14 protein-coding genes and 1 pseudogene are annotated in these 10,571 nt (G+C 51.1%); 4 read left to right on the forward strand and 11 right to left on the reverse strand.

Features of this window, described 5'->3' with window-relative positions:
* Positions 1 to 4: 4 nt before the first annotated feature.
* Complete coding sequence (nusB, locus tag EVJ32_RS14190; protein ID WP_131458862.1) at positions 5 to 388, reverse strand: transcription antitermination factor NusB; 384 nt, start codon at positions 386 to 388, stop codon at positions 5 to 7.
* A 252-nt stretch (positions 389 to 640) separates the two neighbouring features.
* Between nusB and EVJ32_RS14195 the strand changes: the two are divergent.
* Positions 641 to 1,241 (forward strand): annotated as a pseudogene (locus EVJ32_RS14195) (zinc ribbon domain-containing protein).
* Between the two features lie 281 nt (positions 1,242 to 1,522).
* Here the strand turns inward: EVJ32_RS14195 and accC are convergent.
* The 5 genes from accC to aroQ form a co-directional block, all read right to left on the reverse strand.
* On the reverse strand, positions 1,523 to 2,866 hold the full coding sequence (gene accC / locus EVJ32_RS14200; RefSeq protein WP_131458863.1) for an acetyl-CoA carboxylase biotin carboxylase subunit: 1,344 nt from the start codon (positions 2,864 to 2,866) through the stop codon (positions 1,523 to 1,525).
* 7 nt (positions 2,867 to 2,873) lie between these two features.
* Positions 2,874 to 3,320 (reverse strand): acetyl-CoA carboxylase biotin carboxyl carrier protein, encoded by a 447-nt coding sequence (gene accB, locus EVJ32_RS14205; RefSeq protein ID WP_131458864.1) that lies wholly within the window; start codon positions 3,318 to 3,320, stop codon positions 2,874 to 2,876.
* Positions 3,321 to 3,433: 113 nt separating this feature from the next.
* Positions 3,434 to 4,000: an elongation factor P gene (gene efp, locus EVJ32_RS14210; protein WP_070327053.1), complete on the reverse strand. Its 567-nt coding sequence runs from the start codon at positions 3,998 to 4,000 to the stop codon at positions 3,434 to 3,436.
* 30 nt (positions 4,001 to 4,030) lie between these two features.
* Complete coding sequence (locus EVJ32_RS14215; protein ID WP_070327905.1) at positions 4,031 to 5,098, reverse strand: M24 family metallopeptidase; 1,068 nt, start codon at positions 5,096 to 5,098, stop codon at positions 4,031 to 4,033.
* Positions 5,094 to 5,531 (reverse strand): type II 3-dehydroquinate dehydratase, encoded by a 438-nt coding sequence (aroQ, locus tag EVJ32_RS14220; RefSeq protein ID WP_070327052.1) that lies wholly within the window; start codon positions 5,529 to 5,531, stop codon positions 5,094 to 5,096. The genes EVJ32_RS14215 and aroQ overlap by 5 nt, the downstream gene beginning before the upstream one ends.
* Positions 5,532 to 5,672: 141 nt before the next feature.
* Here aroQ and EVJ32_RS14225 point away from each other — a divergent pair, with 141 nt between their 5' ends.
* Both EVJ32_RS14225 and EVJ32_RS14230 read left to right on the forward strand, forming a co-directional pair.
* Positions 5,673 to 6,614, forward strand: a complete 942-nt coding sequence (locus tag EVJ32_RS14225) for a DUF1385 domain-containing protein (RefSeq protein ID WP_131458865.1) — start codon at positions 5,673 to 5,675, stop codon at positions 6,612 to 6,614.
* 16 nt (positions 6,615 to 6,630) lie between these two features.
* On the forward strand, positions 6,631 to 7,044 hold the full coding sequence (locus EVJ32_RS14230; protein ID WP_016510385.1) for an SA1362 family protein: 414 nt from the start codon (positions 6,631 to 6,633) through the stop codon (positions 7,042 to 7,044).
* Between the two features lie 26 nt (positions 7,045 to 7,070).
* Here EVJ32_RS14230 and hpt read toward each other — a convergent pair whose 3' ends face one another.
* Both hpt and mntR read right to left on the reverse strand, forming a co-directional pair.
* The gene (gene hpt, locus EVJ32_RS14235) at positions 7,071 to 7,598 is read right to left on the reverse strand and encodes a hypoxanthine phosphoribosyltransferase (protein WP_131458866.1); all 528 of its coding nucleotides are present in this window, start codon (positions 7,596 to 7,598) and stop codon (positions 7,071 to 7,073) included.
* Between the two features lie 172 nt (positions 7,599 to 7,770).
* The gene (mntR, locus tag EVJ32_RS14240) at positions 7,771 to 8,199 is read right to left on the reverse strand and encodes a transcriptional regulator MntR (RefSeq protein WP_070327049.1); all 429 of its coding nucleotides are present in this window, start codon (positions 8,197 to 8,199) and stop codon (positions 7,771 to 7,773) included.
* 164 nt (positions 8,200 to 8,363) lie between these two features.
* Between mntR and EVJ32_RS14245 the strand changes: the two genes are divergently transcribed.
* On the forward strand, positions 8,364 to 8,744 hold the full coding sequence (locus EVJ32_RS14245) for a rhodanese-like domain-containing protein (protein WP_016510373.1): 381 nt from the start codon (positions 8,364 to 8,366) through the stop codon (positions 8,742 to 8,744).
* A 59-nt stretch (positions 8,745 to 8,803) separates the two neighbouring features.
* Here the strand turns inward: EVJ32_RS14245 and EVJ32_RS14250 are convergent, their stop codons facing one another.
* The 3 genes from EVJ32_RS14250 to EVJ32_RS14260 are packed head-to-tail and all read right to left on the reverse strand — an operon-like array spanning position 8,804 to position 10,293.
* Complete coding sequence (locus EVJ32_RS14250; RefSeq protein ID WP_131458867.1) at positions 8,804 to 9,031, reverse strand: thioredoxin family protein; 228 nt, start codon at positions 9,029 to 9,031, stop codon at positions 8,804 to 8,806.
* Positions 9,032 to 9,044: 13 nt separating this feature from the next.
* Entirely contained in the window at positions 9,045 to 9,989 is a 945-nt protein-coding gene (locus EVJ32_RS14255) for a permease (protein WP_131458868.1), read from the reverse strand.
* Positions 9,982 to 10,293: an ArsR/SmtB family transcription factor gene (locus tag EVJ32_RS14260; protein WP_236634048.1), complete on the reverse strand. Its 312-nt coding sequence runs from the start codon at positions 10,291 to 10,293 to the stop codon at positions 9,982 to 9,984. The genes EVJ32_RS14255 and EVJ32_RS14260 overlap by 8 nt, the downstream gene beginning before the upstream one ends.
* Between the last annotated feature and the right edge of the window lie 278 nt (positions 10,294 to 10,571).

Raw genomic sequence — 10,571 nt, forward strand, 5'->3', positions numbered from 1 at the left:
TCGCTTACGCTTTAATGATGTTACCGAGCACGCCGTTGACGAGCTTGGCCGCTTCTTCATCGGCGAACGATTTGGCGAGTTCGACCGCCTCGTTGATCGTGACTTTGTCCGGAATCGTCTCGACGTAGAGCAACTCGTACGTCGCCATGCGGAGAATCGTCCGCTCGACATTTCCGAGACGGTCGAGTCTCCAGTTTTTCAAGTTTTCGATGAGCAATTCGTCAATCTCATCTTTCTTCTCCAACGTTCCAACGACGAGTTGTTCGTAGAATGGATCAGAGTCCATGCCATCAAGGGCAAATTCGATAGCCTCGTCTACCTCAAGTTTTGATACTTCGATTTGAAAAAGCGTTTGAATCGCTTTTTCCCGTGCTTCATGACGTTTCATTCAGATACTCTCCTTTTGCTTGCTTTCATCTTTAATCGGCAAGGATACCCCTACTTCAATCGTGCTCCGGGCACAGCCCGACGATAAGTGGGGGAGAAATTGCCGCCGGGACTGAATCACGCATGTCCGTTTTGGCAGACAACGTCGCTATCGATACCGGCCTCATCTCTTGCCCATCCTCTCCGGTTGTTCGTTTGTAAACTGTTCTCTACGGGAAAAAAATATTATCTCTAGTGAAAGGCGGTGAACCCAATGTCCACCATCACTGCGAAGGTCCAACTCTTCGTCCCGCCCCCTCAAGCGGCTATCCTGAGGGCAACGATGGACGCATACCGGTCGGCTTGTGACTGGCTGTCGGGACACGTCTTCGAGACGAGGGACCTGAACCAGGCGAGCCTCAACGACTCGCACTATGCCGAGCTCCGGCAACGGTTCGGCCTGAAGAGCCAGATGGCCCAGTCGGTCATGAAGACGGTGATCGCTCGGTACAAGTCGGCGAAGTCGAACGGGCACGCTGTTCGTGTTGGAGGACCTGACCGGCATCCATGCCGCCACAGAGAAGGTGCGGGCGAGAAACCGCTACGTCTCCGTGTCGTGGGCGTTCTACCAGTTCCGTCGCATGCTCGAGTACAAGGCCGCACTGAACGGTCAGAAGGTGATCGTCGTCGACCCGAGACACACCTCCCAGACCTGTCCGACATGCGGGCACACCGAGAAGGCGAACCGGGACAAGAAGCTGCACACGTTCCAATGCAAGAACTGCCGGTACCGATCGAATGATGACCGCGTCGGCGCGATGAACCTGCATCGGAAAGGCATCGAACACATCGGTACAGGTGCCACGGGAGCATGACCCCCATGGAAGGGGCGAGGTCAACCGTCCCGATGTTCCGCCACGCGAAGGTAGGAGGCGCATGAGCGCCGTCCGCACTACCGGGCAGGAACGAGCGTAACCGTACTCTACGAGGGTAGAGGCGCCGTCGAGTCCTCGATGGACGCAAGCCCCCACCTCAAACGGACCGTCAAGGCGTTAAGTGGCGGGTTGTTGACTGTGATAGTTTAGCATAAAGCACTCACAAATTCAGTACAAAAAACGAGGAAGACCGAAATAATGTTCGGGCTTCCTCGTTCGACTCATTTCGTCAGTATCATTTCTTTTTCGACAAATTTCGTGTCGAACGCACCGTTGCGGAAATGTTCGTGCGCCATAACTTGTTGATGGAACGGGATCGTCGTATGAATACCCGACACCGTGAACTCGTCAAGGGCACGGAGCATCTTCGCGATCGCTTCCTCGCGCGTCGGGGCGTGGACGATCAGCTTCGCCACCATCGAGTCATAAAACGGCGGGATGACGGCGCCTGCGAACAGGCCGCTGTCGACCCGTACCCCCATTCCTCCTGGAACGATATATTGATCGATCTTGCCGGCCATCGGACGGAAGTCGGTGAACGGGTCTTCGGCGTTAATGCGGCATTCGATCGAATGACCGCTAAAGACGATATCGGCCTGTGAGATGGCGAGCGGATGCCCGAGCGCGACTTCAAGTTGCGCTTGGACGAGATCAAAGCCGGTGATCATCTCCGTGACCGGATGCTCGACTTGGATTCGCGTGTTCATTTCCATAAAGTAAAACTCGTTCGATTCAGGGACGTAAATAAATTCGATTGTCCCGGCGCTCGAGTATTGGATCGCTTTCGCCGCTTTGACGGCCGCTTCTCCCATCGCTTGACGCGTCGCCTCGTCGATCGCAGGCGACGGGGCCTCCTCGATCAGTTTCTGCATCCGGCGTTGGATCGTGCAGTCCCGTTCTCCTAAATGAATGACGTTCCCATACTGGTCAGCGAGCACTTGCACCTCGACGTGACGGAACGATTCGATATATTTCTCTAAATAGACGTCACCGTTCCCAAAAGCTTGTTTCGCTTCTTTACGGGTCGCGACGAGTCCTTTGATGAGCTCTTCTTCGTCGAAAGCGACACGAATGCCGCGTCCGCCGCCTCCGGCCGTCGCCTTGATAATGACCGGATAACCGATTTCTCGAGCGAGTTCAATCGCCTCATCATCCGTCACGACACCGCTCGATCCCGGGACGACAGGAACACCTGACTCGATCATCGTCCGTTTCGCTTCATCTTTAATGCCCATCTTCCGAATCGCATAGCTGCTCGGACCGACGAACTGGATCCCGCACGCTTCACTCATCTCGGCGAACTCGGCATTTTCTGCCAAAAATCCATACCCCGGATGGATCATCGTCGCATCGACCGCACAAGCGACCGACAAGATGTTCGGGATATTCAAATAAGAGTCTTTCGACGGGTTCGGCCCGATACAATACGCCTCGTCCGCGAGACGAACGTGCAACGCCTCACGATCCGCCTCCGAAAAGACGGCGACTGTCGGGATATTCATTTCTTTGGCTGCCCGAATGATTCGTACCGCGATCTCGCCGCGGTTTGCAATGAGTAATTTCATAGCACCCTCACTTCACGCTAAAGAGCGCTTGGCCATATTCGACTAAATCGCCGTCGGCGACGAGGATTTCAACGACTTCCCCGCTGATTTCGGCCTCGACGTCGTTGAACAGTTTCATCGCTTCTAATATACAGACGACCTGACCCGTCTCGACACGGTCGCCTACTTTGACGTACGTGTCTTTATCCGGGGCCGGGCGTGAATAAAACGTTCCGACCATCGGTGATGTGATGGTACGTAAGTTGCTCACTTCCGCTTGAGGCGCTTCGCTCTCGTCTACGGCTGGTGCAGATAACGGAGCAGTACTCGGTTGAGCAAGCGGTGTGCTCGTGACGATTTGTTGCGCCGTTTCTTTTTTTAATGACAGTTTGAACTCGGACGTCTCGAGCTCCATCTCATGGATAGACGTCTGGTCGAGCAGTTCAATCAGCTCTTTAATGTGATCGATTTGCATGAAATAACCCCCTATTTATACCTGGTACTAATCTCTACTCTACTATAACTGGTCAGACCAGTGAATGCAACGACAAAAAAAGTGCCCATTCGTTTGAATGGACACTGCTCGTATTACCCGTTATAACGTCCCATGAAGTCGCCGGTACGTGTGTCGACCGTCACTTTTTCACCTGGCTCGATGAAGAGCGGGACTTGAATGATATGGCCCGTCTCGACCGTAGCGTTCTTTTTGACGTTCGACGCCGTATCCCCTTTAACACCTGGGTCAGCTTCTGTGATCGTCAAGACGACCGTCGTCGGAAGTTCGATCCCGAGGATCTCACCGTTATAATCAGCGATGCTCACTTCCATGTTCTCGAGCATGAACGGAAGCGCCGCTTTCACTTGCTCGCCCGTCAATTCGAGCTGCTCATACGACTCTGTATCCATGAAGACGTACGTGTCGCCCATCGGATACAAATACTGCATTTTTTTACGTTCGATGTGAGCGCGTTCGACCCGCTCGCCGCCCCGGAACGTCGTCTCTTGAATCGCGCCAGAACGTAAGTTGCGCATTTTCGTACGAACGAACGCTGCGCCTTTACCTGGTTTGACGTGCTGGAACTCGATGACTTGCCAAATCGACCCGTCTGATGTTTTGACTGTTAACCCTGTCTTTAAATCGTTTACTGATACCATAGTGATTTCCTCCTAAAAATGAGCTGAGACTCAAGCCTCAATCGTGATTAACTCTTTTGGCGACTGCGTGAGACGGACATTTCCATCCTTCGTGATGACGACATCATCCTCGATGCGGCAGCCACCGATGCCGGCGATGTAGATCCCAGGCTCGATTGTGACGACCATCCCAGGTTCGAGCACCGTGTCAGACCGGAACGACAACCCTGGCGCCTCATGTACTTCCATTCCGAGTCCGTGACCGGTTGAGTGGCCGAAGTACTCGCCGTACCCGGCTTCTTTGATGACGTCACGCGTCAACGCGTCAGCCTCGATGCCGGTGATGCCGGCCCGAGTCCCTTCCACGCCTGCCAGTTGGGCACGTAACACCGTGTCATAAATCTCGCGCAATTTGTCTGAGATCTCGCCGACTGCGAGCGTACGCGTAATATCCGAACAGTACCCTTTGTAGTACGCTCCGAAGTCGAGCGTCACGAGTTCACCCGCTTCGATGACTTTGTCACTGGCCACACCGTGCGGCAATGCCGAACGATGACCAGAAGCGACGATCATATCGAATGAAGACGAATCCGCACCTTGGCCGCGCATGAACATCTCCAACTCATTGGCGACTTCTTTCTCAGTGCGTCCCGGGCGAATGAACGTCTGGATGTGGGCAAACGCCGCATCAGCAATCGCCGCAGCTTCCTTCATTATCTTAATCTCTGCCTCGTCCTTAATCAAGCGCAGCTTTTCCACGATCCCTGACGTCTCGACCAGTTCAGCCGCTACCTCTTTCTCATACGTCCGATACGTCCCGACCGTCATGTCATCTTGTTCGATCCCGAGACGCTTCACCCCTTCTCGGCTCGCGATGTCAGACACCGACTTGATGAGCGATGTTTCGAGCTCGATGATGTCATAACCGGTTACTTGGCTAGCCGCCTGCTCGGTATAGCGGAAGTCCGTGATGAAACTCGCCGCCTTCGCTGTGATCAAGATGACCCCGCTCGACCCGGTAAACCCAGACAAGTAACGAATGTTCTCTCGTTTCGTCACGAGCAATCCATCGATCCCGTTCATTTCTAACTGAGCTTGTAGCTTGTTGACGCGTTCAATCATGTCGATTCCTCCAATGTTCGATGAGTGCATGCAACGCGAGCGTATAGCTCGTCAATCCGAAGCCGCTGATGACGCCGAGGCAGACACCGGCAAGTTTCGATTCGTGACGAAACGACTCACGGGCATGCACGTTCGAGATATGTACTTCGACGACCGGGGCTGAAATAGCGGCAATCGCGTCTCGCAATGCAATCGACGTATGCGTATACGCCCCGGCGTTCAAGATGACGCCCGCGTAATCATACGCCTCATGCAGCGCATCGATCAGCTCACCTTCATGATTGGACTGGATGAACGTGAGACGAACATCTCCCGGTGCTTCGAGCAACAGTTCTGCCGTCAAGCCTTTCAGCGAGACATCCCCATACACATCCGGTTCCCGTCTACCTAGCAAGTTCAAATTCGGTCCATTCAAGACAAGTATATGCACAAGCCTTCCCCCTCATTCGTCAAGTCTTTCTTATTGTAACAAATTTATGCGAAGAGCGATAATCGCGTCACCTGAGGTTTCGTTTTTCGATCAAATCACGTTATAATTCAACTATATACTTGTCAGAATCGAGGAGAACCTATGAAAAATAAACAGTTGATCCCCGTCGGCGGTCAAGCACTCGTCGAAGGCGTCATGTTCCAAGGACGCACCGAGAGCGCCTCGGCCATCCGGCGTAAAGACGGATCGATCGAGACGTTCAAACAGCCTCGACTCCTCGTCCCGTGGGTCCAATCGTTGAAAAAAGTCCCGTTCCTTCGCGGCATCGTCGCTTTATACGAGTCGTTAAAGAACGGCTCGGCCCACATGAACTTCGCGAGCGATCGCTATGACGTCGACCCGAGCGAAGACGTCACGGAGAAGCCAGAGCAAAAGCAAAACATCCTCATGGTCATCATGATCGCCATCGTCGGTGTCATTTCTTACATCTTCGGCAAATTGATCTTCAACGTCACCCCGGCGCTCCTTGCCGCTATGTTCCAAAACGTGCCCGCACTGTCCGGTCACGTGATTCAAAACCTGCTCGAAGGGGGAATTAAACTAGTATTACTGCTCAGCTACCTATACTTGATTTCATTGACCCCGCTCATCAGACGCGTCTTCCAATATCATGGCGCCGAGCATAAAGTTATCAACTGCTACGAATCCGGACGACCGATCACCGTTGATAACGTCCGTTCAAGCTCACGCCTCCACTATCGGTGTGGTTCAAGCTTCATCCTGTTCACCGTTTTTGTCGGCATCGGCGTCTATATGGTCGTCCCAATCGACCCACTTTGGGTCCGGCTCGTCAGCCGGATCGCGCTGTTGCCGGTCGTCATCGGCATCTCGTTCGAGGTGCTTCAATTCACCAATCGCTTCCGGGAGCATCGGTTCTTATCCGTGCTCGGTAAACCAGGACTTTCCTTGCAACTACTAACGACGCGCGAACCGAACGACGAACAGATCCGCGTCGCCATCGAAGCGTTCGAGACGTGGGAACGTTCCGAGCTCGGTCAACCAGACGTCCAAAGAGAGGGATAAAGAGGAGGAAAACACCATGATCAGACAAAGAATCGGCTCGACCGCGGCGACCATCGTGTTCATCTTGGGCTTCATCGGAGTCGGACATATGTTAGCGACCGATCCTGGTCGATTGTTCAGACAGTTGCTCTTCATCGGTATTTTCGGGTTAATCTTTTACGTGATTTACCGGGTCTTCATGGCTCCTAAAATTTCGGCCGAAGACGTGCGTTACCGGAAGACCGCGCAAGCGTCGAAAAAACGGATGGCGCGACCAGGCAATAGCCCCAAAGTCAAACCTTCCGCAGCGGCCGCTAAGAAAAAGAACACCAAACCAGGCTCGAACGTGACCAAACTGTCGAAACGTACGAGCGTCCATCGCAGCGATGCCCCTCACCTGACCGTCATCGAAGGAAAAAAAGGCAAGAAGAAAAAGAAAGCGAACATGTAAAAGGAGCGCCTCTCGAGGCGCTCCTTTTAGTCTGTATCGACAAATCCGATATACGGTAAGTTGCGGTATTGTTCCGCGTAGTCGATACCGTACCCGATGACGAACTCATCTGGAATCTCGAATCCGACATAATCCGCGTCAAGTTGGACGAGGCGACGAGCCGGTTTATCTAGCAACGTGCAAATTTTCAATTCTCCCGGTTGATGCAGCTTCATATGCTGACACAAAAATTTGAGCGTCTGACCGGTATCGATGATGTCCTCGATAATGACGACATATTTCCCTTCGACGTCGAGGTCGAGATCTTTCCGAAGTTGGACGTTCCCGCTCGAGACCGACTTTTTCCCGTAAGACGAAGTCGCGACCGTGTCCAGTTGGACGCTTCCTTTCATCTGTCGCATCAAATCAGCGGCGAATACGAGTGAACCTTTTAACACGGGGACGAGGACGATCGGCGTCCCGGCCGCATCACGTTCGATCTGTTCCGCGAGTTCAGCGACGCGCTGTTTGATCTGTGCTTCATCAAATAACTTCCCTTTGATTTGAATGTTCATTTTTCGGCGATCGTTCGCCGTCACCCCCTCATTTATCTATCCAGCAACTATTCTATCATACAATCACCCTAAAAATAGACTTTAATTCAATAACATGATGTTAATGTTCGGTTTTTGGTTCAGGTGCATAAAAAGACCGCTACCCGATTCGACGATCGGATCGCGGTCGATTTCACTCATCGCGTGTCATATTTAGTTCCTGAAACTGTCGAAACTGCTCCATCAGCTCGGGTTTGTCTTCAAAGAATTCGACGAATTGGGTCATGCAGTCGAGCGTGTTCGAGCTCAAATGATGTTCGATGCCTTCAACATCCTCATAGACGTGCGCTTCATCGACCCCGATCAGCCGTAGGAACGACTCGAGCATCGTATGCCGCTCGACGAGCCGCTTGCCGATCTTCTGCCCTTTATTCGTCAACATCAGGCCTCTGTATTTTTCATACACCAAATAACCTTCCCGGTCTAACTTTTGCACCATTTTCGTGACTGAGGAGGGATGCACCCCTAAATGTTCGGCGATATCAGATACACGGGCGTATCCTTTCTCGACCATCAGTAAGTAGATTCGTTCTAAGTAGTCTTCCATACTCGGTGTCGGCATGGGCGTAGCCTCCCCTTATGTTCCGTTCTCCAATTTCCATTTTAGCGTAACCCGTGTAAAACCGAAAGCAGAACGGGCAAATCGTCTAGTCAATCATTGTCTCATGACCTTAAATTCTTTATAATGAATGTTGGTGAAACTTAATAAAGAAAGGAAGAACATCAATGGGAATCGAAACAATCCTCGTCATCATCCTCTGGGCTGCGCTCATCGCATATATCGTCTGGCGCTTCATGCCGGCTCGTGGTTTGAAAAAAATGAAACAAGAAGAATTTCGTGCTTCGCTCCGCAAAGGACAACTGATTGACGTCCGTGAACCGAATGAGTACAAGGGAGGCCATATCATCGGGGCCCGTAATATCCCGGTCGGCCAGATGAAACTTCGGATGAAAGAGCTACGGAAAGATCAACCGATCCTCATGTACTGCCAAGGCAAGTCACGTACGAACCAGGCAGCCAAACTGCTCATGAAAAATGGCTACACCGACATCTATATGCTTGAAGGCGGATTTAAAAACTGGAAAGGGAAAGTCAAAAAAGACTGACCCTCACAAACAAGCGTTGCTCCAACATTCGTTGGGGCAACGCTTGTTTGATTGAACGTTCAAAAGAATTTAGCGATTGACTTTGGTGTTAAAACTGTCCCTACCGATTTAATTTCCTCATTGACGACAAGGCCAGGCGTGCTCATAATTCCATATGACATGATTTGTTCGATATCCGTCACTTTTTCAACCGTCGCTGTCTTTCCAGTTAGCCGTAACGCTTCTACGACGTTTTGCTCCAGCGTCTTACAATTGCGACACCCGGTTCCTAAAATCTTTATGTTCATGTTCGACTCCTCCTCATAGTATAAAATTGAATAAGTAACCAATTATCATGATCCCTAACGTCACAATGACGAAGAAAATGATGACGAGCTCTTTCTTCAACACCCGGCTCAACAATAGACCTTCAGGTACAGACAAAGCGACGGTCGACATCATGAACGCAAGAGCCGTTCCGATCGCCATTCCTTTCCCAACGAGCACTTCGATGACCGGCAACGTCCCGATCGCATTGGAATAGAGCGGAACCCCGATCAACGTTCCAATGATTGGGCCATACCAGTTATCTCCCCCTGCGACACGCATAATGAACTCAGCCGGGATGAACCCGTGAAACCCTGCCGCGATCGCAATCCCTATCAGTAAATAAGGCCCCACTTTTTTTACGGTCTCATAGACGCCATTGAGCGCTGTCACTAAACGATCTGCTTGTGATAATTCAACCGTGACCGCGACTTGTTGACTTTTGATGCGATATACGTAGTCTTGCACATACTTTTCAAGATGTAACTTTTCAATTAGCAGGCCAGCGAACAATGCGACCATCACCCCTGCAAATACATATAAGAACGCGATCTTCCAACCGAACATCGAGATGAGAAGGACGATGGAAATTTCATTCACAATCGGTGACGTGATGAGAAACGTGAACGTCATCCCGAGCGGAATACCCGCTTCCACGAACCCGATGAAAAAGGGGATCGTCGAGCAGGAACAGTATGGTGACAAGACGCCTAGACCAGCGGCACCAATATATCCGCCAATTTTCCGCTTGCCACTCAAATAGTCGCGAACTTTTTCTACAGGGAAATAACTGCGAATATATCCGATCACAAAAATCATAATGCTCATCAGCACGGTTATTTTCACGACGTCCATCACGAAAAATTGTACAGCTTCACCGAAACGGCCACTTAGATCAAGGACGTCGTATGCGATAAAGTCTCCAATCCGATCAAACATGTTCACCCACTTCTTTCTCTATCAATTGAAAAACGGTGTTCCGTCCCAAGCGTGTCGAGCGAATGACTTCACCACGCTCTAGCAAACGGAGGTGATGTGTCAACGTAGAGTTCGGCATCTCGAGCGCGCTCGACAGTTCACATAAGCACATCGGGACTATGCCTAACAGGCGGACGATCTTTAACCGAGTTGGATCTGCCAGCCCTTTATGGAAGGCGGCTTGTCGCTCGAGCTCTTCCTCATCAAATTGACAGATACGTAAGGATTCACGAAGTTCTTCGTCTGTTTTCAAAGCCCATTCCATCTTCATCACCTCCTTTATATAACTAGTTTGCTAGTTATATAGTTTCAAGTCCACACACTTATTCAACTATTCACATTTAAGACATTTTTTAGTTCATACAATCGTCACAACCACTCATCTTGGCACAAATCAAAAACCCGCTCGCGAATTGTGATATGCTCCCCAATAGGTAGACAGATGAAATAACAAATCTGTTTATCTGATTGGGGAGTGTTTTTTTATGGCGAGAAGTCGACATTCGATCGAACAAAAACTGAGTGCGCTGCGTATGATGGACG

It is taken from the genome of Exiguobacterium sp. SH5S4, from assembly GCF_004337045.1.
GTDB lineage: Bacteria > Bacillota > Bacilli > Exiguobacteriales > Exiguobacteriaceae > Exiguobacterium > Exiguobacterium aurantiacum_A.